Origin of the sequence: Dactylosporangium siamense (assembly GCF_016862795.1) — a bacterium.
GTDB lineage: Bacteria > Actinomycetota > Actinomycetes > Mycobacteriales > Micromonosporaceae > Dactylosporangium > Dactylosporangium siamense.
This window is the reverse complement of record NZ_BONQ01000077.1, coordinates 128,308-154,144: the sequence shown is the minus strand read 5'-3', so window position 1 is coordinate 154,144 and position 25,837 is coordinate 128,308. Positions and strand designations below refer to the sequence as shown.

Sequence of the window (25,837 nt, the reverse complement as noted above, 5' to 3'; positions counted from 1 at the left end):
CCGGTAAATATATTCCAAGGAACACTTGACGTCACGGGCATCCCGTCGGCAAGATGCATTCCATGGAATTCAAATTCGTCCAGCGCGCGAAGCTCCCCGTCCTCATCGGCGCCACCGTCGCCGGGTTCGTGGCACAGCGGGTCAGCCAGACGATCCTCGACGGGTTCTACGCCCGGTCCGGCTACCCGGTGCCCTACTACGTGGGGCAGCTGTCGTTCAGCGCGGACAGGCTCTCCGGCTGGTACACCCAGATGCGCCAGGCCGGCACGCTCGGCATCTACTGGCAGACCCAGTTCGTGGACTTCGCCTTCATCGCCGCCACGGCATTGGTGTTCACGGCCGCGCTCGCGCTCGTCGCCCGCGCCTTCCCGGCCGGCACCAGGGGCCGGCGGGTCGCCACCGCCATGGTCGCCCTCGGACCGCTCGGCCCGCTGTGCGACGTGGTGGAGAACCTGTTCTCCTTCGCCATGCTGCCGGACCCGGGCTCGATCAACCCGGTCGTCGCGGTGCTCTACTCGACCGCCGCGGCGCTCAAGTTCGCCGGGTTCTTCGCGGTGTACCTGTGGATCCCGGTCGCCCTGATCGCCGCCGTCATCGCCCGGCGCCGCCGCTAGTGTACAGCTGTACACAACCAGTGTACGGTTGTACACATGACGGAGAAGAGCATGCGCGAGCGGATGCTGGCCGGGGAGCTGTACATCGCCGACGATCCGCAGCTGGGCGCCGACGACGCCCGCGCGCAGCGGCTCACGTTCCAGATCAACACCACGGATCCGACCGACGCGGCCGCGGTCCGGGCGCTGATGACCGAGCTGCTCGGCGGCTACGGCGAGGGCAGTTACATCCGGCCGCCGCTGCGGTGCGACTACGGCTACCAGACCACGTTCGGCGCCCGCTCGTTCGCCAACTGGGGCCTGGTCTGCAACGACGTCGCCACGATCACGATCGGCGACGACGTGCAGATGGGCCCGGGGGTGCAGCTGCTCACCTCGACCCATCCGCTGGAGCCGGGCCCGCGCCGGGACAAGTGGGAGGCGGCGAAGCCGATCGTGATCGGCGACAACGTCTGGCTCGGCGGCGGCGTCATCGTCTGCCCCGGCGTCACGATCGGCGCCGACACCGTCGTCGGGGCCGGCTCGGTCGTGGTCCGCGACCTGCCCGCGGGCGTGCTCGCGGTCGGCAACCCGGCCCGGATCGTGCGGCAGCTGGTCGCCGACCGGGACGCACAGGATCGCACCGACCCGGACCCGCACGAGTGAAACAACCCGGCACCACTGGAGCGCAACGACCCGGACCCGCACGAGTGCAACGACCCGGCACCACGGGAGCGAAACCGGTGGCGACGCGGCGGCACGACCCGAACCGCAAGGACCGCATCGTCGACGCCGCGATCGGGGTCATCGCCGAGCATGGCGTGGCCGGCACGACCCACCGGCTGATCGCGGCGGCCGCGGACGTGCCGCTCGGGTCGCTGACGTATCACTTCAGCAGCCTCGACGATCTGCGCGCCCAGGCGTTCCAGCGGCACGCCGAACGGATGTCGGTGGTCTACGAGTCGCACTTCCTGCAGGTGCACACCCACGAGGCCCTGGTCGAGGCGATCACCGACCTCATCCACGGTGACGCCGGCGCCGACACCGCCGACTGGGCGATCGCCTATGAGCTGTATCTGGCCGCGCTGCGGGACCCCGCGCTGCGCACCATCACCGAGACCTGGATGCGCACCAGCCGCGCGGTCCTCGAACGCTTCGTCGACCCGACCACCGCGCGGGGCGTCGACGCCCTGATCGAGGGCCTGGTCATGCACAAGACACTGTCAACGGCGCCGGTGCCGCGTGAGCAGATCCGCGTCATCGTCGAACGAACCCTCGGAGAGCCACGATGATCGTCACCGCCGGGCCGGCATCCACGACCGACCAGCCGTTGCGCGCCGCCACCCGCGCCGTCTACTTCGCCTTCATCGGTGCCGGCGTCGCGATGGCGAGCTGGGCCACCCGGATCCCGGGCATCCGGGACGAGCTGCGCCTCGGCCCGTCCGAGCTCGGCCTGGTGCTCGTCGCCATCGCCGCCGGCTCGATCATCTCGCTGGTGCTCTCCGGCGCCATCACCGCGCGCCTCGGCTCCCGCGCGACGGTCGCGGCGATGGCGGTCCTGCTGACCGTCAGCCTGATCATCGTCGCCGGCGGGTATCACCTCGGCGTGCCGCCGGTCGTGCTGGGCCTCTTCGGGTTCGGGTTCGCCAACGGGGCGTGGGACGTCGCGATGAACGTGCAGGGCGCCATGGTCGAGCGCCGCCTCGGCCGGGCGATCATGCCCCGCTTCCACGCCGGCTACAGCGTCGGCACCGTCATCGGCGCGCTGCTCGGCACGGCGATGGTGGCGCTGAAGGTCCCGGTGACGATCCACCTGAGCGCGGTCGCGGTCCTGGTCGGCGCGATCACGTTCGTGGTGGTCCGCGCGTTCCTGCCGGACACCGACACCGACACCGACACCCCGGCCGAGAGCGCCGGCGGCACCGGTGGCAGGACCAGGTTCCTGCAGTTCTGGACCGAGCCGCGCACCCTGCTCATCGGCGTCTTCGTGCTGGCGTTCGCCTTCACCGAGGGGGCCGGCATCGACTGGATCGCCGTCGCCGTCATCGACGGCTACGACACACCGGCCGTGGTCGGCACCCTCGCCTTCACGGTCTTCCTGACCGCGATGACCGTCGGCCGCTGGTTCGGCCCCGGCCTGCTCGACCGGTTCGGGCGCGTCCCGGTCCTGCGCACGCTCGCCGTCATCTCCCTGGCCGGCCTGGTGCTGTTCATCTTCGGCCCCAACACCCCGACCGCCTTCGTCGGCGCGCTCCTCTGGGGCACCGGCGCGTCCCTGGGCTTCCCCGTCGGGATGAGCGCCGCCTCCGACGACCCGGCCAAGGCCGCCGGCCGGGTCAGCGTGGTCGCCTCGGTCGGCTACTGCGCCTTCCTGGGCGGCCCGCCGCTGATCGGCCTGCTCGGCGACCACATCTCCGTCCTCCGGGCACTCATCGCGATCGGGGTCCTGCTCACCGTCGCGTTCTTCCTGGCCGGGGTGCTGCGCCCGCCCGCAGAGGAGTCCAAAGAGGACTGACGGTGTTTGGTGGCGTCCCGGACCGGGCACCCCTTGGACAGCGGCACATCGACGCCGCTACTTGGGACACGAGGAGGAACAGTGACCGTCACCGGAATCATCACCGCGCTGATCGTCGGTCTGATCGTGGGCGCGCTCGGCAGGCTGGTGGTCCCCGGCCGCCAGAACATCCCGATCTGGCTCACGATGGTCATCGGCGTCGTGGCCGCGCTGATCGGCACCTTCATCGCCAACGCCGTCGGCATCGCGACCGACACCCCCGGCGTGGACTGGGGCGAGCTGGTGGTCCAGGTCATCGTGGCCGCCCTGGGTGTCGCGCTGGTCGCCGGCTTCGCCGGCCGTGGCCGTCGAGCCCTCTGACACTGAGATCGTCCAGGAACCCCCGGCCAGGTGGCCGGGGGTTCCTGGTGTGTGCTTCCGGTCTCCGACCAGGGTCGGAGATCACATGTAGTCCGCGGGTTGATGACCGGGACCGCCCCTGAGCGGGACCGTTGCGGGCATGACGGAACGACCTCATCTCCCCGAGCCTTCCGCGGTGCTGACAGCGGAGCGGCTCACCAAGCGGTACCGCCGGGTGACCGCGGTGGAAGACGTCTCCTTCGACGTCCGGCCCGGCGTCGTCACCGGGTTCCTCGGACCCAACGGCGCCGGCAAGACCACGATGCTGGCGATGCTGGCCGGCCTGGTCCGTCCGACCTCGGGCCGCGTGCTGCTCGGCGGCACACCACTGGCGCAACGCCGGCCCGAGGCACGCACGGTCGGCGTGGCGATCGACTCGTGCGGCGCCCACCCGGGCCGCTCGGCCCGCCAGCACCTGCGAATCCTGGCCGGGCTCGCACGGCTGCCCCGGACCCGGGTCGAGGAGGTCCTGGCGCTCTCGGGGCTGGCCGACGTCGCCGGCCGGCGGGTCGGCACCTTCTCGCTCGGCATGCGCCAGCGGTTGGGGCTCGCCGCGGCCCTGCTCGGCGACCCCGAGGTGCTGCTGCTCGACGAGCCGACCAACGGACTCGACCCCGAAGGGATCCGCTGGCTGCGCACACTCCTGCGGGAGCGGGCCGAGCGGGGCCGGGCGGTGCTCGTGTCCAGCCACCTGCTCAGCGAGGCGGCGCAAACCGTCGACGACATCGTCGTGGTGCGGCAGGGCCGCGTGGTGCACGCCGGCGCGATCGCAGCGCTCACTCCGGCGAGTGGCGTGTGGGTGCGCACCGACGAGCCCGGACGGCTCGCGGAGGCAGTTGTGCCCGCCGGCGGCCGGATCACGCCGGACGCGGCCAGCGGGCGCTACCTGATCGAGGGCCTGGACGCGCCCGCCGTCGCCGAGGCGGCCCGCCGGGCACAGGTGGATCTGCATGAGCTGACGCCGCGGTCCACCTCACTGGAAGACGTGTTCCTCGAGCTGATGGGAGCCCGGTCATGACCTTGATCGTCGGTGAGGTGCGCAAGCTCCTCACGATCCGCACCGCGCTGTGGTTCGCGCTGGCCTCGGTCGCGCTCGCGGTCCTCAACGGCATCCTGGTCTCGCTCGCCTCCGGAACGCTCGACGAGGTCACCGAGAAGGAGGAGGCGCTCGGCGGGATGCCGTTGCTCCTGCTGTTCTTCGGCGCGGTGGCCGTCGCGGCCGAGCACCGGCATCGCACCGCGGCGCCGGCGGTCCTCGTCTCCGGCCGCGGTCCGGGCGCCGTCGCCGCTGCCCGGCTGGTCGCGACCGGAGCCGTCGGACTGGGCCTGGCGGTGCTCACGACGGGAGCGGCGTTCGCCGTCGGGGTGCCCATCCTCGCCGCGCACCATCCAGGCCCCGATCTCACGGCGGCACAGCTGATCCCGCTGGCGGGCGGATGCGTCCTCGCCGGCATGCTGTCGGTGCTGGTGGGCGCCGCCCTCGGCGGTCTTCTCCGCAACCAGATCGCCGCCGTGGTGGCCGGCATCGTCGCCTACTTCGTCGCGCCGTCACTGATCGGGATGATCAGCGCGTCGGCGGTCGACTACACGCCCTTCGGCAGCCTGCAGGTGCTCACCCGGGGAGTGCACGGCTCGGCGCACTCCGTGCCGGCCTCCGCCCTGGCGCTGGCGGTCTGGGCCGTCGGGCTGGCCGTGCTCGCCGTGCTCGCCGAACGGCGTCGAGATCTAGGATGACGACCATGAGCTGGTTGACCGCCCCCCGGTGGCGCGCCCAGCTGGGGGGCGGGCGGTGGCTCAGTCCCAGGGCCGAGCAGACGCTGGTCGATGTCCTCGCGGTCGTGGTGGGCGTGGCGGGCGAGCTGACCCTGCTCTACGACGACGAATCCCCGGTCCGCCCGGTCCCGGTGCTGCTCACGGTGACCGCCGGCACGGCACTGTTCGCTCGGCGCCGGCACCCGATCCTGGTGCTGTCGGCCATGCTCACAACGACCGCGCTCCTGTTCACCCTCGGCGAGTCCCCGGGTGGCATGCTGGTCTGCGTCGGACTGTTCACCGTCGCCGAACGCTGTCCAGCCCGGGCGTCGGTGGTGGCACTCGTCGCCGCCACGGTCGTGCTCGTCGCGCTCTCGGTGACCTCGGTGCCTCCACCGGTGGCCGTGTGGGCGGTCGGCGCCGCGTTCCGCGGCCGCCGCCGGCACCTCGAGGACGAGCGTGCGCGCGCCACCGCCGCGCGAGCCGAACGGGAGCAGCGGGCAGCGATCGCCGCACACGAGGAGCGAGCGGCGATCGCGCGTGAGCTCCACGACATCGTCGCGCACTCGGTCACGGTCATGCTGGTGGGCGTGCGCGGCGCGCGGGACGTCATTCCGACGGCGCCCGACGTCGCCGCCGACGTGCTGGGCCGGGTCGAGACCAGGGGCGAGCAGAGCATCGTCGAGCTGCGCCGGCTGCTGGCCCTGCTGCGCTCCGAATCCCCCACCACGACGTCCCCGGTAACACCGCACCAACCCCTGCCGGGCCTGGCCGACCTGGCCGAGCTGGCGGCCACCTTCCGCGCCGTCGGCCTCTCGGTCAGCCTCGAGATCGACGGTGAGCCGCCCGTGCTCGACGAGGGAACCGGCCTGTCGGTCTACCGCATCGTCGAGGAGGCCCTGACCAACGTCCTGCGGCACGCCGGGACCGACCACGCGCTCGTCCGGCTCACGACCGGGCCGCAGCACATCGACCTCGAGGTGTCCGACCACGGAAGGGGGCCGACGGGACAGCGGCCTCCCGGCGGCCACGGCCTGGTGGGCATGCGCGAACGCGTCCGGCTCCTCGGCGGGACCTTCGCGGCCGGGCCCAGGCCCGGCGGCGGCTTCCGCGTCGGCGCGCACGTGCCGATCCCGGTGGCGCCGTGAGCATCCGGGTCCTGCTGGTCGACGACCAGGAACTGATCCGCACCGGTCTCCGGCTCTTCCTCCAGACCCAGAACGGGTTCGAGGTCGTCGGCGAGGCGCAGGACGGTGCGGAGGCGGTGGCGCGCGCCGCCGAGCTCCGACCGGACGTGGTCGTCATGGACGTCCGGATGCCGGTCCTGGACGGCGTCGCGGCCACCGCCCGCCTGACCGCGCCCGGACGCGACCACACGCCGCGGGTGCTGATCCTCACCACGTTCGATCTCGACGAGTACGTCTTCGGCGCCCTGCGCGCGGGCGCGGCGGGATTCCTGCTCAAGGACGCGCCACGCGATCGACTCCTGGAGGCCATCCGCGTGGTCGCCGCGGGCGACGCGCTGCTCTCGCCCACCGTCACCCGGCGGCTGATCCAGGAGTTCGCCGCTCGTCCGGCCGTCGCCGCACGGCCGTCGCCACTGCTCGGCTCGCTGACCACGCGCGAACGCGAGGTGCTCGTCCTCGTCGCCCGCGGGCTGACCAATACCGAGATCGCCGGCCGGCTCGTCGTCACGGAGGCGACCGCCAAGAGCCACCTCGGCCGGCTGCTGGCCAAGGTCGGCGCCCGCGACCGCGTCCAGTTGGTGATCTTCGCCTACGCCAACGGCCTCGTCGCCCCCGACCCTGAGGGCCTCTGATCGGACCACCGGAGTTATCCACAGGGACTGACCAGGCAATACATGTTCGTACACATGTGCTATCCACAGGCTGTGGATAGCACATGTGTACGACCGGCCCTCAGCTGAACGCCCGATGAACGTGAGACGACATCGCGTCCCGCGGATCACCGATCGTCCATGTTGGGCGTCCTACGGTTGGCACTGGCGGATGCGCGGCGCGCGGCTTATCCTTGGAGGCAGTAGACCGGCGCCTTCCCCCGTGGGTGCCGGTCTCACTATTTTCCCGGCCTGGCTCCCATCAGCGCCGCAGCGACCGCGATGAGCGCGGTTCCGCCGATCAGCGCACCCAGCGTCGTCCACGGCACACTCACCGTCACCGGCCCGGCGACCCGCAGCAGCGTCGCCCACAGCCCGCCGACGGCGACCACGGTGGCCCCGACCGCGAGCACGATCCCCAGCGCCACGGTGACCAGCACCTCCACGGCCGTCCAGGCGAGCACCTGGGCTCTGGTCGCGCCGAGCAGGTGCAGCGAGCGGCGCTCCCCGGCCCGGTCCGGTGCCGCCATCAGCAGCGTGTTGACCATGGCCAGGGTGGTGTACGCCAGCACGATCCCGAGCACGATGAGCAGCCCGAGCCGGCTCGCCGACCCAGCACTCCCCCGCGCCGCTGCCAGCCACGCGCCGCGGGGCACGGCGCGGGCCCGGTGCCCGTCGACGGCGGCCCGCAGCGCCGCGGTGGTCGCCTCGACGGAGGTGCCGGGACGCAGGTGCACGTAGGCGACCGACGGCAGCACGCCGAACGTGCGGGACGCCGCCACGTAGGCGTCCGCCGGACTGCCGGGTGGCAGCACCTCGAGCACCCGCAGGCTCGCCTCGCTGCCGTCGGCGAGCCAGACCCGGGCCGTGTCACCGACCCGCAGGTTCCAGTCGGCGGCGACCTTGATCCCGCCGTCGGGCACGCCGTCCACCGCCTCGGCCGGGCGCCGGATCAGCGCCGTGTCGCCTTCGAGGGTGTAGACGCTGGTGTCGGTGCTGACCGTGACGTCGACGCCGGGGACGGTGCGCAGGGCGGCGACGAGCTCCCGGTCCAGGCCGAGCGTCCCGTCCGGCAGGACCAGGAAGTCGGCGCGCACGGGCCTGGCCCGCAGGACGTCCTTGGCCCCGTCGGTGAGGTCCGACGCGATGAGCAGCGACGCCGCCAGCCCGACGGTGACCAGCACCGGCGCCGTGACCGCCGCCGTGCGCCGGGCAGACGCGGTCACGTTGCGCAGCGCGAGCAGCAGGCCCGTGCCGGCCGGTTCCGAGCCACCGAAGCGGCGGGCGACCAGGCCGACGAGCGCGGGCGCCAGGAGACCGGTCGCGGCGATGAGCAGCATCACGACCGGCATGTAGCTCTTGCGGTTGGTCGCCGACGCGGGGTCGCCGACCGCGGTCACGATCATGGTGACGAGGGCGGTCGCCAGGGTGAGGCCGCCGACGACCCACCGGGCGACGGGCATGGTCCGGGCCTCGACGACCGTCTCCCGCAGCGCCTCGCCGGGGCGGACCAGGCCCGCCCGCCACGCCGCCGTGACCGCGCCGAGCAGGGCGACGGTGACGCCGGTGCCGAACGCGGTCCACGCGGGCCACCCCGCCGTGCTGACCGTGGTCACCCAGTCCGGTGCCATGCCCCGGTCCCGGAGCAGGTCCAGCAGCGCGGGTGCCAGCGACGGGCCGGCCAGGGCACCGATCGCGGCGGCGCCGAGGGCCACGAGCAGGGCTTCGCAGTACACCAGTCGCCGGATCTGGCCGGGCAACGCTCCGCCGGCCCGCAGCAGGGCGAACTCCTGCCGCCGCTGACCGACGGCGAACGCGAACGTCGAGGCCACGACGAAGATCGCGACGAAGGCGGCGAACCCGAGGGCGATGCCGACGATCGTGTTGGCGTTGTTGCGGGCCCGGCCGTCGGTGCCGCGGCCGGGATCCAGGCGGGCCCGGTCGTCGCCGGTCAGCACCCTGGCCCGGTCGCCGACCGCGGCCCGGACCTGCGAAGCCTCGGCAGCGGCCGGCAGCAGCGCGTCCACCTGCGGCCGGAGCTTCGCCGCCGTGGTGTCGGCGAAGTACAGCCCGTCCGGCACGGTGCCGACGACCGTGTAGCGGCGCGGCCCGTCGCCGGTCACGACGCTCGTCCGGGTGCCCACCGGGTCACGGGTGGCGATCTCGTCGTCGGCCACCGGCGGCCGGCCGGCCAGCAGCGCGGGCGCCACCGCCCAGGGCCGCCCGACCCCGCCCCGAAGAGAGCCGTCCGCGAGCTGCGCCGGGACGAGCCGGTCGACGCGGGCGCCGGGCAGCGCCGCGACCAGGTCCGCCGGCAGGCCGGGCGGCACGGCGAGCGGCTCGCTGTCCCCGCCCCGCCAGGTCGGCACGGTCAGCGTGTCGTGCGGCGCGACCACGACGGGGAAGGCCGCGTAGCGCTGCGGGGCACGGTCCGGTGCGGTGGCGGTGGTGGCGAGGACCTGGCCCATCGCCGCGATGAGGGCGCTGCCCAGGGCGAGCGCGATGAACGTGCCGACGAACGACACCCACCGCAGCCGCAGCGACGCGAACGCGATGAAGATCATGACGCCACCCCGAGCCCCGTCATCCGGGCGGCGACGGCGGCGGCGGTCGGCGCGTCCAGCGATCCGGAGCACCGGCCGTCGGTCAGGAACAGCACCCGGTCCGCGTGGGCGGCGGCGACCGGGTCGTGGGTGACCATGACGATCGTCTGGCCGTGCTCGTCGACCAGGGTGCGCAGCAGCCGCAGCACGTCCCGGCCGGTGGCGGTGTCCAGGGCGCCGGTCGGTTCGTCGGCGAAGAGGACCGCCGGGCTGGTGACCAGGGCGCGGGCGATCGCGACCCGCTGCTGCTGGCCGCCGGACAGCTCGTGCGGGCGGTGTCCGGCCCGGTCGGCGAGGCCGACCGCGGCGAGGGCCCGGTCCAGCGCGCCCCGGTCGGGGCGGCGGCCGGCGAGGCGCAGCGGCAGGCCGACGTTCTGCCGGGCGGTGAGCGCGGGCAGCAGGTTGAACGCCTGGAACACGAACCCGATCCGGTCCCGGCGCAGCAGGGTGAGGCGGCGTTCGCTGAGCCCGGTGAGGTCCTGCCCGGCGATCGTGACCCGGCCCGAGGTGGGCCGGTCGAGCCCGGCGGCGCACTGCAGCAGCGTCGACTTGCCGGATCCCGAGGGGCCCATGACGGCGGTGAACGTGGCCGGCGCGAACGCGACGGTGACCGCGTCCAACGCGGTGACCCCGTTGGGGAACTGCCTGGTGACGGCATCGAGCTCAACCATGCTCAGCACGGTAGGGACGGCGGGTGGGAGCCCGGTACCGGACAGGTGACCAGTACCCTCGAATGATCATGCTGTGGGGACGGGAAGCCGATCGGGCCGCGACGGGCTCGGTGCTCGACCGGGCCCGCGCCGGGCACAGCGCCGTGCTGGTCGTGCGCGGCGATCCGGGGATCGGCAAGAGCGCCCTGCTCGACGACGCGGCCGCCGCCGCGACCGGGATGACCGTGCTGCGCTGCTCCGGGGTGGAGACCGAGGCGGAGGTGCCGTTCGCGTCGCTGCACCAGTTGCTGGCGCCGGCGTTGGCCCGCGCCACGAACCTGCCGGACGTGCAGCAGGCCGCGCTACGCGGCGCCCTCGGGCTCGGTCCGGCGGCGGGCGGCGACCAGCTGCTCGTCGGGGTGGCGGCGCTGAGCCTCCTCGCCGAGCTCGCCGAGGAGCGGCCGGTGCTGTGCCTGATCGACGACGCGCACTGGCTGGACCGGTCCTCGGCGCAGGCGCTGCGATTCGTGGCCCGCCGGCTGCAGGCCGAAGCCGTGGCGATGCTGCTCGGCGCGCGGGACGAGTTCGCCCTGGAAGGACTGCCGGAGCACCGGCTCGCGGGGCTGGACCCCTCCACCGCGGACGCCCTGCTGCGGCAGCTGCGGCCGGACCTGCCGCAGCGGATCCGGGTGCGGCTGGTGCGCGACAGCGCCGGCAACCCCCTCGCGCTGCGGGAGCTGCCGCGCGGGGCGCCGCCGTTCGTCCCGGCCGCCCTGCCGCGCCGGATCCAGGACGCGTTCGCGGCGAGGATCGACCGGCTGCCACCCGCCGGGCGGGCGATGCTGCTGATCGCCGCGGCCGCCGCCGACGCTGATCTCGGCGTCGTGCTGCGCGCGGCGCGGGAGCTCGGCGTCGACCCCGACGGGCTCGGCGCGGCCGAGGAGGCGGGCCTGGTGACGGTCGCCGCCGGGCGGATCAGCTTCACCCATCCGCTGCTGCGGGCCGCCGCCTACCAGCAGACGACGTTCGACCGGCGGCTGGCCGTGCACCGGGCGCTGGCGGAACTGCTGCCGGCCGATGACGACCGCCGGGCCTGGCACCTCGCCGCCGCGGCCACGGGGCCGGACGAGGAGGCGGCGCTCGCCCTGGAACAGGCCGCCGACCGGGCGCGCGGCCGCAAGGGCTACCCGGCGTCGGCGGCGGCGCTGCAACGCTCGGCCCAGCTGACCGCGGACCCGGTGCGGCGGACCCGGCGGTTCGTCGCGGCCGCGGTCGCCGCCAACGACGCCGGCCAGCCCGACCTGGCCCGCAGGTTCCTCGCGTCCTGCGACCCGGTCGACGCCGACCCGGTGCTCACCGCGCAGGTGTGCGAGCTGCGGGCCCGGCTCGCGTTCGACGAGGGTTCGGCGGCGTCGGCGCACGACCTGCTCGTCGCCGGCGCGCTCGCGCTCGCGCCAGTGGACCGCCGGGCCGCCGGGCTGCTGCTCGTCGATGCCGCCCGCAACGCCTGGCAGCTCAGCGACCCGCCGCGGGTGCGGGAGGCCGCGGCCCGGCTGCACGAGCTCGACCTGTCCCCGGACGACGGGCTCGGCCCGGCGGTCGACGCGGTGACCGCGGCGGCGCGGCTGCTCGCCGACGGTCCGGCGGCCGGTGTACCGGCGATGCGCGCGCTCACCCGCACCCGCACCGGCCCGCCGAACCTGCGGCTCAACGCGGCGTTCGTGGCGGGGCTGGTCGGCGACTTCGAGGCCGGCCGGGAGATCTCGCAGGCGGTCGCGGACGAGTCGCGGGCCGGGGGCACGATCGGCTGGCTGCCCCTCGCCCACGTCACCCTCGCCGCCGCGGAGCTCTACCTGGGCCGGTTCCGGGACGCGGTCGCCACCGCGACCGAGGGGCTGCAGCTGGCCGCCGACACCGGGCAGCCGAACCGGGCCGGCTATCTGGAGGGGATCCTCGGCTGGATCCATGCGGCCCGCGGTGACACGGCCGAGTGCGTGAAGCTGGCCGGGAACTGCCACGACCGGTACACCCGCAACCGCATCGCCAACGGGCTCGCCTGGGCCGAATGGGCTCTCGCGCTGCTCGACCTGGGGCTGGGCCGGCCCGCGGAGGCGTCCGACCGGCTCGACGCGGCCCTGGCCGGCCCGGTCCGCCACCAGATCCAGGCCGTGTACAGCGCCCCGGACCAGGTGGAGGCGGCCAGCCGGATCGGCGCGTACGACCGGGCCGAGGCCGCCTGCGCCCGCTTCGCCGAGTGGGCCGGCGCGGCCCGCCTCGACTGGGCCGACGCGGTCGCGCACCGGTGCCACGCCCAGCTGGAGCCGTCCTGGCCGGACGCGAACCGGCACTTCGAGGCGGCGGTCGCCGCGCACGCCGCGAGCGACCGCCCGTGGGAGGCGGCCCGCACCCACCTGGCGTTCGGCGAGCGGCTGCGCCGGGAGCGCCGCAAGCACGAGGCGCGGACCCAGCTGCGGACGGCGGCGGAGATCTTCGACCGGCTGGACGCCCGCCCCTGGGCCGACCGGGCCCGCGCCGAGCTCCGCGCCGCCGGCGCCCAGGATTCGGCAGCGGCTCCGAGCGCGGTGTCGGGCCTGTCACCGCAGGAACTGCAGATCGTCCGCCTGGTCGCGGCCGGCCTGACGAACCGCGAGATCGGCGCCCAGTTGTTCCTGTCGCCGAAGACGATCAGCTACCACCTGTACCGGGCGTTCCCGAAGCTCAACGTCTCCAGCCGTACCCAACTGGCCCGTCTGGACCTGGCAGGGTGAAGGGCCGGGTCCTGGCGGAGACCCGGCCCTTCATGGAGTGACCCCGCTCAGACGCGGTGCCACTTCTGGTTGGCGCCGCCCGTGCATTCCCACAAGTGCAGGACGGCGTCGTTGTTCGGGTTCCAGCCGGCGATGTCCACGCACTTGTTGGCCTGGGGGTTCACCAGGTCACCGGCGGCGGACAGGACGAACTGCTGGGCGGCGTTGCCGCTGCAGGTGGCGAGCTGGATCGCCGCGCCGTTGGCGGTGGAGCCCCAGGCGACGTCCATGCACTTGTTGTTCTCGGTGCGCAGGGTGCCGTTGACCCAGGTCCAGCGCTGGTTGGTGCCGCCGGTGCAGTTCCAGACGATGAGCTGCTGGCCGTCGTTGAAGTTCCAGTTCGGCACGTCGATGCACTTGCCGTGCCAGTTTGAGGCGATGCCGCTGACGTTGCCGGCCGGCGGCTGGGTGGTCGGCGGCGGCGTGGTCGGCGGGGTGGTGCCGCCGACGAACGGGCTGAGCGTGATCCCGGCCGAGCGCGGATCGCCGGAGTGCACCAGGGACTCCTGGTTCTGCACGTCGTCGAAGGCGAACCCGTATGCCTTCCCGTCGGCCATGTTCGCGTGGATGATCCGCGAGTAGTGGTTGGTCAGCGAGCTCTTGTAGAAGTCCGCCGCCCCGCCGCCGGGCTGGGTGTCGATGGTGCCGAGCGTGCCGCGGTGCAGCGCCGCGCAGAGCGTGCGGGCGATGGGCCCGACGACCTGGTCGTTGGGGGCGCCGAGCGCGCCGTCGCAGCCCCAGACGTTGCTGGTGCTGGGCTTGTTGAACGACGCGACCTGCTGGCCCGAGCCGTTGGTGAAGGTCATGACGTTGCCGCTGGTGCGGCCGAAGTACTTGATGCCCGGCTGGTCGGTGAACGGCACCACGGTCAGCGTCTTGGACGTGTAGGCGTTCCAGGCGTTGGTGATGTACGGGTCGAGGTACGTCGCGCTGAAGAGCCCGGCATCGGCGGCTTTGCCGGGAGCGAGAACGCGAAGGACCGTGCCGTCGGCGCGGGTGACGACGGTGTTGCCCCAGCCGGCCTGGGCCTTGACCTGGTTGATCACGTTCTGCCGGCCGTTGGCGACCGGTGCGCCGGTGCGGGTCGTGACGCCGTTGCTGCCGGTCACCGTGACCTCGTGCGGGACGGCGAACATGTCGACCTGCGAGCTGTTGAGCCACAGCCCGGCGTCGTTGTAGGTGAACTCGCTCCAGTCGAACAGGATGTCGTGGTTGGGGTCGCTGGCGGACCACGGCGCCGGCTGGACGAGCCCGTCGGGGGTGAGGAAGAACTTCAGCTTCTGGCCCAGGGACATGTACACCCGGCCGGACAGGTTCTTCGGCAGCTGGATGGTGGTGCTGCCGCCGTTGGCGGGGCCACCGATGGCGACGTCGGGCGCCGGGGAGGGCGGGTTCTGCCCCGCGGGCCAGTTGTTGAAGGTCCCACCGGAGGTGACGTAGCCGAGACGTCCGGTGGTCAGGTTCACCCCGAGCACGTAGAGGTAGACCGCGTCGCCGCGGCCGGTGGTGTTCGTGACCGTGAAGGGCAGCAGGCTGGGTCCGACCGCCGACGCGTTGGGCATCGCGGCGATGCCCACGGGCACCGCCACGGCCAGCGCGGCGGCCGCACCGAGCAGTTTTGTCCTGAGACGCACCGAGAGACTCCTTCGTGAGAGCGCTCTCAGCAGCATTCGTACCGGCGGTAAACGTTGTCAACGACCGAATAGAAACTTAAGAATTCGTTGAGCGGAGCCCAACGTACGCGGGCTCCGCTCATCGAAGGTGACTACTTAGCGCAGCAGGGACAGGACGTTCTGCGGCGCCTGGTTGGCCTGGGCCAGCATGCTCGTGCCGGCCTGGGTCAGGATCTGCGAGCGGGTGAAGGAGACCATCTCCTGGGCCATGTCCGTGTCCCGGATGCGGGACTCCGAGGCGGTCAGGTTCTCCGTCGCGGTGTTCAGGTTGTTGATCGTGTGCTCGAAGCGGTTCTGGTACGCACCGAGCGTGGCCCGAGCGGTCGAGATGCCCTTGATCGCGGTGTCGATCGCGGTGATGGCCGCCGACGCGCCGGTCACCAGGCTGAGCGAGTTGACGCCGAGGCCGGTGGAGTCGAAGCCCGTCACGCCGGACACGCTGCCGAACGCCGCCGTCCCGAGGTTGACCGCGATCTGGTCCGCGCTGGACGTGTTGGCGCCGACCTGGAACGTGCCGGTGTACGAACCCGCCGGGTCGAGCAGCTTCTGCCCGCCGAAGCTGGTCGTGGTGGCGATCCGGTCCAGCTCCGCGTTCAGCTGGGTGAACTCGGTCTGGGCCGCGGTCCGCGCGTCGGTGTCCTGCGAACCGGTCGACGAAGCCTGCACGGACAGGTCACGCATACGCTGCAGGATCGAGTGCGTCTCGGTGAGCGCGCCTTCAGCGGTCTGCACGACCGAGATGCCGTCCTGCGCGTTGCGCACCGCGACCTTCAGGCCACCGATCTGCGACCGCAGACCCTCACTGATCGACAGGCCGGCCGCGTCGTCCGCCGCCCGGTTGATCCGGAAACCCGACGACAACTTCTCCAGCGACTTGCTCATCTGGCTGTCGGTCACCGACAGGTTCCGGTAGGCGTTCTGGGCAGCGATGTTGTTGTTGATACGAAGACCCATGATGTTTCCTCCTTGAATCGGGTCGTGCTCCGGGGCCGTCCTTGGCCCGCTCGGGACTGACATCGGCGCCGCGCCGTGGGGCATGAGCCCTTTTTCGACAGACATGGCAGGGTCTTTCGTATGGGCATGTTCGGGTACGTCGACGGGGTGTCGTTCTGGGAGCCGGGCCGCAGCACCGCGCAGCTGTTCGCGGCGCAGGTGCGGGTGATGGAGGACCGGATCCAGCGCTCCAGCGGCATCCTCGGACCCGAGAGCGACGAGCTGCACTTCGACCCGTTGAAGCTGCGCGAGTTCTTCGTGTTCCTGCTCAACGACTGGAACCGGCAGCACTCGCCGGCGGTCCGCGCGATGGCGCTCGGCACGATGCAGGTGCTGGCCGCGCTCGACCAGCACCTGAACGGTCCGCTGCGGGAGCTCGGCGGCAACCCGGAGATCCGCGACGGGATGCACGCCGCGCTGCCGGCGGCCGGGCTGAAGCCGGTCGCCTGGGGACCGCCGACCGCCCGCGAGCTGCCGCCGTCGGTCCGCTTCGAGCTGGCGGCGATCGTGTTGGACCTGGTGCGGGGCTGGTATCAGACGATCGACGCCCGCACGGACGGCCAGGGCTGGCAGGGTGACCGGCTGCGGGAGATCGTCGACGGCTATCCGGTGCCGCTGCTGCTGCCGCCGCACCGGATCCCACCGGACCTGATCAGCACCGACGAGGGATACCGCCGGGTCAGCGTGATGTCGTTGTGGGACACCGTCTACGGGGTGTCGCGGCTGCGCCTGGAGGTGGTGCACGACGGGCTCGGCCACCGGATCACCTGGCTCGGCTTCGGCGACCCGCCCATCGTGCCGTAGTTGTCGACCTCGATCGTCAGGGGAGCAGCAGGCCCCACTGGACCGCCCAGACGGCGAACAGCGCTCCGGTCGCGGTGAGCAGGCCGAGCCGGATCCGGCCGGCGGTGGCGAGGTCCCGGTGGCGCCGCCAGGTCGTGGCGACCGCCACCGCCGCCGCGACCGTAGCGACGGCGAGCAGCTGCAGGAGCAGCCACGGCAGCGGCCGGCCCAGCACCACCGGGCCGGTCACCTTGGCCGCCACGACGAGCAGGAACATCAGGTAGAGGTAGGTGGCGACGAGCGTGACCGGCGTGAGCACGGCCAGCCACCGGGCGGGGCGGCCCAGCCTCGACCGGCGGCCCACGACCAGGAACCCGGCGAAGGCGACCAGCAGGGCCAGCACGACACCGGAGGACACCCAGGCATGGTCGCCGGCCGCGAACACGGGCGGGGCGGGTTCGTCGGCCGGGGAGGCGCTCGGGGCGGTGCGGGCAGGATCGGCGATCCAGGCGGTCTCGAAGTCCGCGTAGTCGGCCGGCAGGTCGGGCAGCCGGTCGAAGCCGTCGGCGGCGGTGCGGTGCAGGTTGTGGTTGGTGCCGGCGACGATCCGGATCGTGTGGCTGGTGTTGCCGCCGCGGTCCAGTGCCCCGCCGATCAGCCGGCTGCTGAGTCCGGGCACCGCGTCCCGGTCGAGCCGGCCCCACTGGGCGAGCACCGGCTGGCGCACCCGCTGCCAGGCGGGCACCGGGTCGAAGTCCGACTCGGCGAAGAGGCCCAGGTCGATCGTGGTCCGCACGACGGTGCTCCGCATCGTGCGGGGCAGTGCGCCGCGGACGCCGGCGTGCCGCAGGTAGGTGCCATACGCCCAGGCCGTCTGCGCCGCCGGGGTGATGCCGACGGCCCCGACGGTGATCAGGAACCTGACGTCGGCGGAGCGGTTCGCGGCGAGCGGCGCGACCCACGCGCCCTCGGACAGCGCCCACAGTCCGAGGTGTGAGGGGTCGACGTCGGGCCGGTCGCGCAGCAGCCGCAGCCCGGCGAGGGCGTCGTCGGCGAGCAGTGAGAAGTCGCGGTGCACCGCCGAGTACCCCTCGGTCCGCTTGTCGTAGATCAGGGTCACGACGCCGTGCCGGGCGTACGCCTCCGCTTCCGGGCGCAGGTAGGACCGGCCGCGGTTGCCGGCGCCCTCCAGCATCACGATGCCCGGCCGCCGCGCCGCGCCGCCCGATGCCGCGGTGAGCACGGTGCCGTGCAGGACCACGCCGTCGTTGCCGGTGAACGAGACCTCGGTCGACGTGAGACCGGTGGGGGCCGCGTGGGCGGCGGTTGGGGTCGAGGCAAGCAGCAGCGCTGCCAGTACCGTGGCGATCCGACGCATCACAAGCTCCCTGTCGTTCATGGATGTCGCGGCTCAGACTGGCCGCCGCACCATCCGCCGGCCCAGGGCAGCGGCACCCCGGCGCAATCAGGTGCGGGCACCCTGTCGAGCGCCGTGGGTGCGGCCTACCGTCGGGGTCGTGAACCGATTGCAGGAACTGCGCTGGCTGGCGGTGGGTGCGGCGATCGGGCTGCCGGCGCCCGCGCTGCTGGCGGTCGTCGCCGTGGCAGGACCGACCAGCCTCGTCGGGGTGGGCATGCTGCTCTTCGCCGGCGCGGTATGGGCGTGCCGCCGGCTCGCCGGTGCGCAGCGCCGCCGGGTGACCGGGCTGCCGTCGCCGTACCGGCCGCTGACCGGCACCATGTGGGCCCGGCTGCGCACCGTCGTGCGGGATCCGGCCACGTGGCGCGACCTGCTGTGGCTGCCGGGCCAGTTCGTCGCCGGCGTCGGCGGCCTCGTCCTCGCGGTCGGGCTGTGGCTGGCCGCCGTGCAGTGCGCGACGGCCCCGGCGCTGCGGGTGCTGCTGCCCGAGCCGACCGGGTTCGATCCCGCGGTCCTGGAGTGGACCGGCCGGTCCGGGCCGCTGACCTGGGTGCTGGTGCCGGTCGGTGCGGGGCTGGCCGTCCTCGCGTATTGGCTGCCCCGGCACCTGGTCGAGGCGCAGACCCGGCTCGCCGGTGCGCTGCTGGCGCCCACGGCCCGGGCCCGCCTCGCCGCCCGGGTCGACCGGTTGACCACCACCCGGGCCGCCGCAGTGGACGCCTCCGCCGCCGAGCTGCGCCGCATCGAACGCGACCTGCACGACGGCGCGCAGGCGCGGCTGGTGGTCCTCGCCATGCACCTGGGGGTGGCCTCCGACGTCATCGACGCCGACCCGGCGGTGGCCAAGGCGCTGCTGGCCGAGGCGCGGACCGGCGCCGGCGCCGCCCTGACCGAGCTGCGCGACCTGGTCCGGGGCATCCACCCGCCGGTGCTGGCCGACCGGGGCCTGGCCGCCGCCGTGCACGCGCTCGTGCTGGGCAGCGCGGTCACGGTCGAGCTGGACCTGCGGCTGGACCGGCGGCTCGCCGCGCCCGTGGAGGCGGCCGCCTACTTCGCCACCGCCGAGGCGCTGACCAACGCCATCCGGCACAGCGGCGCCCGGCAGGTCCGGATCGCCCTCGTCGACGAGGGTGCGGCGGTGCGGATCACTGTGCGCGACGACGGCCACGGCGGCGCCGACCCGTCCCGCGGCACCGGCCTGCTCGGCATCCAGCGGCGGCTGTCCGCGTTCGACGGTGGCCTGCGGGTCAGCAGCCCGGCCGGCGGGCCGACGGTGCTGGAGATGGAGCTGCCGTGCGCGTCCTGATCGTCGAGGACCAGGTGCTGCTGCGCGACGGCCTGACCCGCATGCTGACCGCGTACGGCTTCGACGTCACGACTACCGGGGCCGACGGCGGCGGGCTGGCCGAGCGGCTCGTCGCGGCGCGGCCGGACGTGGCGGTGGTCGACGTCCGGCTGCCGCCCACCTTCACCGACGAGGGCCTCCGCGCCGCCGTCGCCGCCCGCCGCGCCCGGCCCGGACTGCCGGTGCTGGTGCTCTCGCAGTACGTCGAGCGCCTCTACGCCCGCGACCTCCTCGCCGACCGGGCCGGAGCGGTCGGCTACCTGCTCAAGGACCGGGTCGGTGAGGTCCGCGAGTTCGTCGACGCGATCCGCCGCGTCGCCGCCGGCGGCACGGTGATGGACCCCGAGGTCGTCGCGCAGCTGCTGCACCGCCCGGACACCGTGGACAGCCTCACCACCCGCGAGGGTGAGGTGCTGCGCCTCATGGCCGAGGGCCACTCCAACGCGGCCATCGCGGCCCGGCTCGTCCTCGCCGAGAAGTCCGTCAACAACCTCATCAACTCGCTGTTCGCGAAGCTCGGCCTGGCCCCGTCCACCGACCAGCACCGCCGCGTCCTCGCCGTCCTGAGCTACCTCGACCGCCGCTGAGCGGTCATGATTGAGGGTATGGAAGCTCCGCTGGACCGGGCCGCGGTCGAGGCAGCGCTGCGGCCGTTCGGGTCGTCCCGGATGCTGCCGGCGCAGGCGTACACCGACCCCGCGGTCCTCGCGTGGGAGCGGCGGCACCTGTTCGCCGACGCGTGGACGTGCGTGGGGCGGGTCGGCGAGCTGAGCGACGGCTGCACCCAGCGGGCCGTCACCGTCGGCGACGTCGGGGTGCTGCTGACCTTCCAGGCGGACGCGGCCCGGGCCTTCGCCAACGTCTGCCGGCACCGGGCCCATGAGCTGCTGCCCGACGGCGGGTCGAACGGCCGGCCGGCGGCGGTGTGCCCGTATCACGGCTGGGCGTTCCGGCTCGACGGCGCCCTGGCCACGGCGCCCGGAATGGGGGCGCTGGACGCGAGCGAGTTCGGGCTCATCGAGCTGCCCGCCGCGGTGTGGGAGGGGTGGCTGTTCGTCAACGCCGGCGCGCCGGCGGCCCCGTTCGCCGAGCACCTCGGGGCGCTGGACGGGTTGCTCACGCCGTACCGGATGGGCAGCCTCGAACTCGGCGCACGGCACGAATACCGGGTCGCCGCGAACTGGAAGGTGATGATCGACAACTATCACGAGTGCTACCACTGCCCGCTGATCCACCCCGAGTTGTGCAAGGTCTCGCCGCCGACGTCCGGGGACAACTGGTCGCTGCCCGGCGCGTGGGTCGGCGGCTCGATGGACCTGCGCCCGCACGCGTCGACGATGTCCTTCGACGGCAACGGGCCGGGCGTCTACATCCCCGACGCCCCGCGCCGCACCGTGCTGTATGTGGGGCTGTTCCCGAACCTGCTGGTGTCCGCGCACCCGGACTACGTGATGACGCACCGGCTCACGCCGCTGGAGCCGGGGCTGACGTCGATCGAGTGCAGCTGGTTCTTCCCGGCCGGCTTCGCGGAGACGGCCTACGCGGTCGACTTCTGGGACCTGACGAACCGGCAGGACTGGGCCGCGTGCGAGTCGGTCCAGCGGGGCCTGAGCTCCCCGCACTTCGTGCCCGGCCCGCTCGCCCCGAACGAGGACGCGGTGTATCAGTGGACGACCCTCGTCGCCGAGGCGTACCTGGGCCGCGGGCTGCGGTTGGATTCTTAGGGTTGAGCGCCTGGGCACTCGTGTTCAGGTTCTCAAGCCGAAGAATCAATCTTCTTGGTCAGCGTCTCGAAGGCCAGGTCGTCCCGCAGTGGCCGGCCGAAGCGCTCGTCACCGTAGGGGAACGGGGTCAGCTCGCCGGTCCGGGCGAAGCCGCGCCGCCCGTACCAGCCGATGAGGTCCTCCCGCTGGACGATCACCGTCGTCCGCAGCTCCCCGGCGCCCCACTCGTCCCGCGCGATCCGCTCCGCCTCGCCGAGCACCGCCCGGCCGAGCCCGTTGCCCTGCTGTGCCGGGTCGACCGCGAACATGCCGAAGTAGCCGTAGCCGTCGCGCCGCTCCAGCTGGCAGCACCCGACGACGACCCCGTCCTGCTCCGCCACCAGCACCAGCGTGCCGGTGATCGCGGCCTCGACCATCGCCGGGTCGGCCCGCTGCCCCTCGAGCAGGTCCGCCTCGGTCGTCCAGCCCGCGCGGCTGCTGTCCCCCCGATACGCGGACTGCACCAGTGCGACCACGGCCGGGACGTCTTCGATGTGCGCGGGGCGGAACATGACCATGACGGCATTCTAGGATCGCCGGTGGAGACGTCGTCGGGCACGGAGGTTCGCGGGTGAGTTCGCAGGACTGGCAGTCGCGGATCGACACGACGGTGGCACACCCGGCCCGGCGGTACGACTACTGGCTCGGCGGCAAGGACAACTTCGCCGCCGACCGTGCGTCCGGCGACGCGATCGCCGCGAAGTTCCCCGCGATCCGCACCGCGGTGGTGGAGAACCGGCGCTTCCTGCGCCGCGCGGTGACGTTCCTGGCCTCGGAGGTCGGCGTCCGGCAGTTCCTGGACATCGGCACCGGCCTGCCGACGGCGAACAACACCCACGAGGTCGCCCAGGCGATCGCCCCGGAGTCGCGGATCGCCTACGTCGACAACGACCCCCTCGTCCTCGTGCACGCCCGGGCCCTGCTCACCAGCGCCCCCGAGGGCGGCACCGTCTACGTCGACGCCGACCTGCGCGACCCCGGGAAGATCCTCGACGACCCGGACCTGCGCCGAACCCTGGACCTCACCCAGCCGGTGGCGCTGCTGCTGCTCGCGATCCTGCACTTCGTGCCGGAGGAGGACGACCCGTATTCGGTGGTGCGCCGGCTGCTCGCCGCGCTGCCCGCCGGCAGCTACCTGGTCGCCTCCCACGCCACCAGCGACTACCTGCCGCCGGAGCTGGTCGCCGACATCTCCTCCGGCCGGCACGGCCAGGGCCGCCTGCGCACCCGGGCCGAGTTCGCCCGGTTCTTCGACGGCCTGGACCTGGTCGAGCCGGGCGTCGTGCCCCTTGCGGAGTGGCGCGCCTCAGCCGAGCCGCAGCCCCGCCCGACCGCTTCGGAGACCGCCATGTACGCGGGTGTCGCCCGCCTCACCTGAGGCTCAGGTGCCGATCCAGTCGGAGTTGGCCACCAGGTCGGTGTCGGCCTTGCCGACGAGGCGTAGCAGCGCGTCGCGGTCGAGGGTGGCGCCCACGGCAGGCACGAACCACACGGTCAGGATGTAGCGGCTCGCCGGTGGTTGGAGCACGACGATCTGGCGGGGCCGGCCGGTGACGGGGTCGGTGTCGGCGGTGACGCGGCCCATGTCCGTGCCGACCGGCACCGGCTCGCCGTCGGCGGGGGCGTCGGTCGTCGGGGCGAGCATCACGGTGAAGGTGCCCAGGGCCTCGACGTCGACGACGAGGGTGGCGTTCCAGTCGACGGGCGTGTCGCCGCTGAGTGAGTACTGCAGCGTCGCCGGCGGGCTGGGCAGCCAGTCGAGCTTGAGCGGCGGCGGGACGGCCACCTCGTCGTGGCGCACCGAGGCGGCGACGCGCAGCAGGTCGGTGCGGGACACCCCGCGGGCACGGAGCGTGGCGAGGTGGGTGGCGTCGACGGCCCAGACGAGCGAGGACCCGCCCACGGCTTCGACCAGGGTGCCGGTGACGCCGTTGACGTCGGCGGGTGTCCCGCTGGGCGGCGCGGCCTGCCGGTCCTGGCGGCGGATACCGAGGTTGATGGCCGGGTCGGGATCCGTGCGTGGAGGCCGTCCGACGCCGGGCCGCTGGGCGGTCCAGGTCTGCATGGCGAGCGCCTCGTCCGCGGTGATGAAGCCGGAGCGGATCGTCTCCTTGAAGCCGGGCGGGATCCAGGTGGGCCGGAACGTGAGGGTCGGCACCGCCGGCTCGGCCGGGACCGCGACCGAGGGTGGGGCCGTCGGCGGCACCGGCGTGGTGCGGTCGACCAGGACCGCCGGCAGCACCACCGCCAGGACGGCGAGGGCGGCGAGGGCGGCCAGCCCGGTCCGCCGGCGGCGGCGCCGGCGGGCGGCCAGGGCCGGCAGCGCACGGAGCACCCGGTCCGGGTCGGGCGCCTGCCGGGCCCGCTCCTCCTGGGCGCTGCGGACCAGCGCTTCGAGTCCTTCGTTCACGACCTCTCCCCTGCCATCAGCGGGCTGCGCAGCGCTTCCATCGCCCTGGTGAGATGCGTGCGCACGGTGCTGACCCGGCAGCCGAGCACGTCGGCGATCTGCTCGACGGCCAGGTCCTCGTAGAACCGCAGCGCGATCACCGCCCGCTGCCGGGGTGGCAGCGTGCCGATCAGGCGCACCATGGCGTCGCGTTCGTCGTAGCCGCCGGTCGGGTCGGCCTGCGGCGGCAGGTCGAGCGCCTCGCCGGGGTGCAGCAGCCGGGCGGACCGGCGGCGGCGCCAGGAGAGGAACTCGTTGACGACCATGCGCCGCACGTAGCGCTCCGGCTCGTCCAGCGACCCGATCCGCGACCAGCGGGCCTGCGCCCGGACCAGGACGTCCTGCACGACGTCCTCGGCCAGGTGCGGGTCCCACGTGACGACCGTGGCGTACCTGACCAGCGCCGCGAGCCGGACGGCCACGAACTCCTCGAAGGTCACGGTGGAAGAACGTAACCGGCGGGGCGAAACTGCTACATCCCCTTTGGATTTTCTTGTTCGTGCAGGTCGCGGTTAGGGCGGTGGCATCCGGGTAGTCGGCGGCCTGGCACCTGACCGACCGACACCGCACGGGGCACCCGATGACCGTCAAGAAGACGCTGACCTACGCCGCCTGGGCGTTCCTCATCTATTTCATCGCCTTCCGTCCGCAGGCCGCGGCGAGTGTCGGAAAGGGCCTCGTCGGCCTCATCGGCTCGGTCGGCAAGGGCTTCGGCGACTTCTTCAGCAGCCTGATCACCTGACCGGAGCGGCCTGATCACTCGATCGGAGCGCCTGATCTCCCGACTGGAGCAACCTGATCTCCCGGCTGGAGCTACGGTCGACCGATGTCCCGGATGCGGCAGCGGCTCGTTGACGACTTCATCGCCTGGGCGCCTTCGGGTGACGCCGGCCGGCGGGGCCGGATCGAGGTCCTGCTGCGGCGGCGGCCCGATCCGACCCGGTGGCGCAGCGGCGACGTGCACACGCTGCTCATGGACGCCGTCGCGCCCGGGCAGGTGGACGCCTGGCAGCTGAGCGAGCGGGGGCTGGACACGCTCCGCGACTTCCTGCGGTTTCTCGACGACACCGGCCGGCTGCACCCGGCGAGCGCCCGCCCGGCCGCGCTGCTCAAGGAGCTGGACCGGCTGACGGCGAAGTTCCCGGCGGCGATGGCCGACACCACCCGGTGGGACCTGACCAAGCGGATCTTCACCGCCATGCTCCGCGACGGCGTCCGGCCCGACGGCGACCCGGCCGAGGTCGGCGCCTGGGCCGCGCGGTTCAGTGCCCGCGGGCCGCAGGAGCGCCGGGAGGTGCTCGGCAACCTGATGGAGCAGGAGCGGCACGCCACCGGCACCGTCCTCGTCACCGGTGACCAGGTCACGATGGCGCCCCCGGGACGCCCGGCCCGGACCCGCCCGGCGCCGGACAGGTCCGGTCCCGTGCCGACCGACGACGCGGCGCTCGCCAAGGCGGTGTCGAACGACGGTGCCGCCCGGCTGCGGGACCTCGCCACGCTCGCCGGCTGGGTCGGACCGGAGGGGCACGCCGTCGACGGTCGCGGCGAGGTGCGCAAGGCCGACCGGCCCGCCCTGCTCGCCGCGCTGGGCCTGCCGGAGGACGGCGAGCCGGTCCTGACGAACCTGTGGCAGACCGGGCTCGAGTTCGACGTCGTCCAGCTGGTCCGCGGCCGGGCGGTGCGGGGGCCGGGTGCGGACCTGGTCGACGCCGTCCTGGACGGGACCGCGCCGGTGCCGGCCGCGCTCGAACTGTGGACGGACCTCGCCGACGTGCTCATCCATCCGATCACGCCGCTGCACGCGGAGAAGGGCACCGAGCCCCTCCGCCGCTGGCTGGCCCCGTGGGCGCCGATGTTCCTCGACCTGCTCGGCGCCACCGCCGGCCCGGCCGACCTGCAGGCGCTCACCGATCGGCTGCTGGCCGAGCAGGCCGGCCACCTGCCGCGCCGCGAGCCCGAGCTGTACCGCCGCATCGCCGGCACCGCGATCCGCAACATCCTCGCGACCCTGGCCCGCCACGGCGCCGTCACGGTCACCGGCTTCACCGCGGATCCGGACCGCGAGGCCGCCGCGGCCGCGGCCGGCACCACCACGTGGGCGATGGCGCCGGAGCCCGGCCTGACCGTCGAGCTGACCGATCTCGGCCGGCACCTGATGTCGGTACGATCGGCGCCGGCAGGGCCGTAGCGCAGAGGTGGTCGCGTCCGACTCATGATCGGGAAGACGCCGGTTCGAATCCGGTCGGCACTGCCCC

25 protein-coding genes and 1 tRNA gene are annotated in these 25,837 nt (G+C 73.4%); 18 read left to right on the top strand and 8 right to left on the bottom strand.

Going from position 1 to position 25,837, the window contains the following annotated elements; translation table 11 throughout:
* The first annotated feature begins 62 nt into the window (after positions 1-62).
* The 9 genes from Dsi01nite_RS24640 (at position 63) to Dsi01nite_RS24600 (ending at position 7,078) form a co-directional block, all read left to right on the top strand.
* On the top strand, positions 63-614 hold the full coding sequence (locus tag Dsi01nite_RS24640; RefSeq protein ID WP_203848612.1) for a hypothetical protein: 552 nt from the start codon (positions 63-65) through the stop codon (positions 612-614).
* A 36-nt stretch (positions 615-650) separates the two neighbouring features.
* Positions 651-1,259, top strand: a complete 609-nt coding sequence (locus Dsi01nite_RS24635; RefSeq protein WP_203848611.1) for a sugar O-acetyltransferase — start codon at positions 651-653, stop codon at positions 1,257-1,259.
* Positions 1,260-1,336: 77 nt separating this feature from the next.
* Positions 1,337-1,885, top strand: a complete 549-nt coding sequence (locus Dsi01nite_RS24630; RefSeq protein WP_203848610.1) for a TetR/AcrR family transcriptional regulator — start codon at positions 1,337-1,339, stop codon at positions 1,883-1,885.
* Positions 1,882-3,108, top strand: a complete 1,227-nt coding sequence (locus tag Dsi01nite_RS24625) for an MFS transporter (RefSeq protein ID WP_203848609.1) — start codon at positions 1,882-1,884, stop codon at positions 3,106-3,108. Before Dsi01nite_RS24630 ends, Dsi01nite_RS24625 begins: the two co-directional genes overlap by 4 nt.
* A gap of 81 nt (positions 3,109-3,189) precedes the next feature.
* On the top strand, positions 3,190-3,468 hold the full coding sequence (locus Dsi01nite_RS24620) for a GlsB/YeaQ/YmgE family stress response membrane protein (RefSeq protein ID WP_203848608.1): 279 nt from the start codon (positions 3,190-3,192) through the stop codon (positions 3,466-3,468).
* 139 nt (positions 3,469-3,607) lie between these two features.
* Positions 3,608-4,525, top strand: coding sequence for an ABC transporter ATP-binding protein (locus tag Dsi01nite_RS24615; protein ID WP_203848607.1), 918 nt, complete (start codon positions 3,608-3,610; stop codon positions 4,523-4,525).
* Positions 4,522-5,241, top strand: coding sequence for an ABC transporter permease (locus Dsi01nite_RS24610; protein ID WP_203848606.1), 720 nt, complete (start codon positions 4,522-4,524; stop codon positions 5,239-5,241). Before Dsi01nite_RS24615 ends, Dsi01nite_RS24610 begins: the two co-directional genes overlap by 4 nt.
* Positions 5,242-5,246: 5 nt before the next feature.
* Entirely contained in the window at positions 5,247-6,407 is a 1,161-nt protein-coding gene (locus Dsi01nite_RS24605) for a sensor histidine kinase (RefSeq protein ID WP_203848605.1), read from the top strand.
* The gene (locus Dsi01nite_RS24600) at positions 6,404-7,078 is read left to right on the top strand and encodes a response regulator transcription factor (protein WP_203848604.1); all 675 of its coding nucleotides are present in this window, start codon (positions 6,404-6,406) and stop codon (positions 7,076-7,078) included. Before Dsi01nite_RS24605 ends, Dsi01nite_RS24600 begins: the two co-directional genes overlap by 4 nt.
* A 257-nt stretch (positions 7,079-7,335) precedes the next feature.
* Here Dsi01nite_RS24600 and Dsi01nite_RS24595 read toward each other — a convergent pair whose 3' ends face one another.
* Together Dsi01nite_RS24595 and Dsi01nite_RS24590 are read right to left on the bottom strand one after the other, a co-directional pair.
* Positions 7,336-9,660 (bottom strand): ABC transporter permease, encoded by a 2,325-nt coding sequence (locus Dsi01nite_RS24595; RefSeq protein WP_203848603.1) that lies wholly within the window; start codon positions 9,658-9,660, stop codon positions 7,336-7,338.
* Positions 9,657-10,370 carry an ABC transporter ATP-binding protein gene (locus Dsi01nite_RS24590; RefSeq protein ID WP_203848602.1) on the bottom strand — a complete coding sequence of 238 codons (714 nt, stop codon included), beginning with the start codon at positions 10,368-10,370 and terminating at the stop codon, positions 9,657-9,659. The genes Dsi01nite_RS24595 and Dsi01nite_RS24590 overlap by 4 nt, the downstream gene beginning before the upstream one ends.
* A gap of 68 nt (positions 10,371-10,438) precedes the next feature.
* Here Dsi01nite_RS24590 and Dsi01nite_RS24585 point away from each other — a divergent pair, with 68 nt between their 5' ends.
* Positions 10,439-13,117, top strand: a complete 2,679-nt coding sequence (locus tag Dsi01nite_RS24585) for a helix-turn-helix transcriptional regulator (protein WP_203848601.1) — start codon at positions 10,439-10,441, stop codon at positions 13,115-13,117.
* A 47-nt stretch (positions 13,118-13,164) separates the two neighbouring features.
* Here Dsi01nite_RS24585 and Dsi01nite_RS24580 read toward each other — a convergent pair whose 3' ends face one another.
* Together Dsi01nite_RS24580 and Dsi01nite_RS24575 are read right to left on the bottom strand one after the other, a co-directional pair.
* Entirely contained in the window at positions 13,165-14,790 is a 1,626-nt protein-coding gene (locus tag Dsi01nite_RS24580) for a beta-1,3-glucanase family protein (RefSeq protein WP_239136137.1), read from the bottom strand.
* Between the two features lie 135 nt (positions 14,791-14,925).
* Positions 14,926-15,783 (bottom strand): flagellin N-terminal helical domain-containing protein, encoded by an 858-nt coding sequence (locus Dsi01nite_RS24575; RefSeq protein WP_203848599.1) that lies wholly within the window; start codon positions 15,781-15,783, stop codon positions 14,926-14,928.
* A gap of 120 nt (positions 15,784-15,903) precedes the next feature.
* Here Dsi01nite_RS24575 and Dsi01nite_RS24570 point away from each other — a divergent pair, with 120 nt between their 5' ends.
* Positions 15,904-16,626: a DUF6086 family protein gene (locus Dsi01nite_RS24570; protein ID WP_203848598.1), complete on the top strand. Its 723-nt coding sequence runs from the start codon at positions 15,904-15,906 to the stop codon at positions 16,624-16,626.
* Between the two features lie 16 nt (positions 16,627-16,642).
* Here Dsi01nite_RS24570 and Dsi01nite_RS24565 read toward each other — a convergent pair whose 3' ends face one another.
* Positions 16,643-17,983, bottom strand: a complete 1,341-nt coding sequence (locus Dsi01nite_RS24565; RefSeq protein ID WP_203848597.1) for an alpha/beta hydrolase family protein — start codon at positions 17,981-17,983, stop codon at positions 16,643-16,645.
* A 139-nt stretch (positions 17,984-18,122) separates the two neighbouring features.
* Here Dsi01nite_RS24565 and Dsi01nite_RS24560 point away from each other — a divergent pair, with 139 nt between their 5' ends.
* The 3 genes from Dsi01nite_RS24560 to Dsi01nite_RS24550 are packed head-to-tail and all read left to right on the top strand — an operon-like array spanning position 18,123 to position 21,094.
* Positions 18,123-19,331 (top strand): sensor histidine kinase, encoded by a 1,209-nt coding sequence (locus Dsi01nite_RS24560; protein WP_203848596.1) that lies wholly within the window; start codon positions 18,123-18,125, stop codon positions 19,329-19,331.
* A complete protein-coding gene (locus tag Dsi01nite_RS24555) occupies positions 19,319-19,957 on the top strand; it encodes a response regulator transcription factor (protein WP_203848595.1) in 639 nt (212 codons plus the stop codon). The genes Dsi01nite_RS24560 and Dsi01nite_RS24555 overlap by 13 nt, the downstream gene beginning before the upstream one ends.
* 18 nt (positions 19,958-19,975) lie before the next feature.
* On the top strand, positions 19,976-21,094 hold the full coding sequence (locus Dsi01nite_RS24550; protein WP_203848594.1) for an aromatic ring-hydroxylating oxygenase subunit alpha: 1,119 nt from the start codon (positions 19,976-19,978) through the stop codon (positions 21,092-21,094).
* A 32-nt stretch (positions 21,095-21,126) separates the two neighbouring features.
* Here Dsi01nite_RS24550 and Dsi01nite_RS24545 read toward each other — a convergent pair whose 3' ends face one another.
* Positions 21,127-21,651 (bottom strand): GNAT family N-acetyltransferase, encoded by a 525-nt coding sequence (locus Dsi01nite_RS24545; protein WP_203848593.1) that lies wholly within the window; start codon positions 21,649-21,651, stop codon positions 21,127-21,129.
* Positions 21,652-21,704: 53 nt separating this feature from the next.
* Between Dsi01nite_RS24545 and Dsi01nite_RS24540 the strand changes: the two genes are divergently transcribed.
* Positions 21,705-22,511, top strand: coding sequence for an SAM-dependent methyltransferase (locus Dsi01nite_RS24540; RefSeq protein ID WP_203848592.1), 807 nt, complete (start codon positions 21,705-21,707; stop codon positions 22,509-22,511).
* 3 nt (positions 22,512-22,514) lie between these two features.
* Here Dsi01nite_RS24540 and Dsi01nite_RS24535 read toward each other — a convergent pair whose 3' ends face one another.
* Positions 22,515-23,543, bottom strand: coding sequence for a hypothetical protein (locus tag Dsi01nite_RS24535; RefSeq protein ID WP_203848591.1), 1,029 nt, complete (start codon positions 23,541-23,543; stop codon positions 22,515-22,517).
* Positions 23,540-24,022 (bottom strand): SigE family RNA polymerase sigma factor, encoded by a 483-nt coding sequence (locus tag Dsi01nite_RS24530; RefSeq protein ID WP_203848590.1) that lies wholly within the window; start codon positions 24,020-24,022, stop codon positions 23,540-23,542. The genes Dsi01nite_RS24535 and Dsi01nite_RS24530 overlap by 4 nt, the downstream gene beginning before the upstream one ends.
* 140 nt (positions 24,023-24,162) lie before the next feature.
* Between Dsi01nite_RS24530 and Dsi01nite_RS24525 the strand changes: the two genes are divergently transcribed.
* The 3 genes from Dsi01nite_RS24525 (at position 24,163) to Dsi01nite_RS24515 (ending at position 25,833) form a co-directional block, all read left to right on the top strand.
* Entirely contained in the window at positions 24,163-24,324 is a 162-nt protein-coding gene (locus Dsi01nite_RS24525) for a hypothetical protein (RefSeq protein WP_203848589.1), read from the top strand.
* An 84-nt stretch (positions 24,325-24,408) separates the two neighbouring features.
* Positions 24,409-25,770: a hypothetical protein gene (locus Dsi01nite_RS24520; RefSeq protein WP_203848588.1), complete on the top strand. Its 1,362-nt coding sequence runs from the start codon at positions 24,409-24,411 to the stop codon at positions 25,768-25,770.
* A tRNA-Met gene (locus Dsi01nite_RS24515) sits at positions 25,761-25,833 on the top strand. Before Dsi01nite_RS24520 ends, Dsi01nite_RS24515 begins: the two co-directional genes overlap by 10 nt.
* Positions 25,834-25,837 lie beyond the last annotated feature (4 nt).

Coding starts and splice junctions, on each gene's coding strand:
- Dsi01nite_RS24640 (WP_203848612.1), top strand. CDS start 63: ATGGAATTCAAATTCGTCCAGCGCGCGAAGCTCCCCGTCCTCATCGGC.
- Dsi01nite_RS24635 (WP_203848611.1), top strand. CDS start 651: ATGACGGAGAAGAGCATGCGCGAGCGGATGCTGGCCGGGGAGCTGTAC.
- Dsi01nite_RS24625 (WP_203848609.1), top strand. CDS start 1,882: ATGATCGTCACCGCCGGGCCGGCATCCACGACCGACCAGCCGTTGCGC.
- Dsi01nite_RS24615 (WP_203848607.1), top strand. CDS start 3,608: ATGACGGAACGACCTCATCTCCCCGAGCCTTCCGCGGTGCTGACAGCG.
- Dsi01nite_RS24610 (WP_203848606.1), top strand. CDS start 4,522: ATGACCTTGATCGTCGGTGAGGTGCGCAAGCTCCTCACGATCCGCACC.
- Dsi01nite_RS24605 (WP_203848605.1), top strand. CDS start 5,247: ATGAGCTGGTTGACCGCCCCCCGGTGGCGCGCCCAGCTGGGGGGCGGG.
- Dsi01nite_RS24595 (WP_203848603.1), bottom strand. CDS start 9,660: ATGATCTTCATCGCGTTCGCGTCGCTGCGGCTGCGGTGGGTGTCGTTC.
- Dsi01nite_RS24590 (WP_203848602.1), bottom strand. CDS start 10,370: ATGGTTGAGCTCGATGCCGTCACCAGGCAGTTCCCCAACGGGGTCACC.
- Dsi01nite_RS24585 (WP_203848601.1), top strand. CDS start 10,439: ATGCTGTGGGGACGGGAAGCCGATCGGGCCGCGACGGGCTCGGTGCTC.
- Dsi01nite_RS24575 (WP_203848599.1), bottom strand. CDS start 15,783: ATGGGTCTTCGTATCAACAACAACATCGCTGCCCAGAACGCCTACCGG.
- Dsi01nite_RS24570 (WP_203848598.1), top strand. CDS start 15,904: ATGGGCATGTTCGGGTACGTCGACGGGGTGTCGTTCTGGGAGCCGGGC.
- Dsi01nite_RS24565 (WP_203848597.1), bottom strand. CDS start 17,983: ATGCGTCGGATCGCCACGGTACTGGCAGCGCTGCTGCTTGCCTCGACC.
- Dsi01nite_RS24550 (WP_203848594.1), top strand. CDS start 19,976: ATGGAAGCTCCGCTGGACCGGGCCGCGGTCGAGGCAGCGCTGCGGCCG.
- Dsi01nite_RS24545 (WP_203848593.1), bottom strand. CDS start 21,651: ATGGTCATGTTCCGCCCCGCGCACATCGAAGACGTCCCGGCCGTGGTC.
- Dsi01nite_RS24525 (WP_203848589.1), top strand. CDS start 24,163: ATGACCGTCAAGAAGACGCTGACCTACGCCGCCTGGGCGTTCCTCATC.
- Dsi01nite_RS24520 (WP_203848588.1), top strand. CDS start 24,409: ATGTCCCGGATGCGGCAGCGGCTCGTTGACGACTTCATCGCCTGGGCG.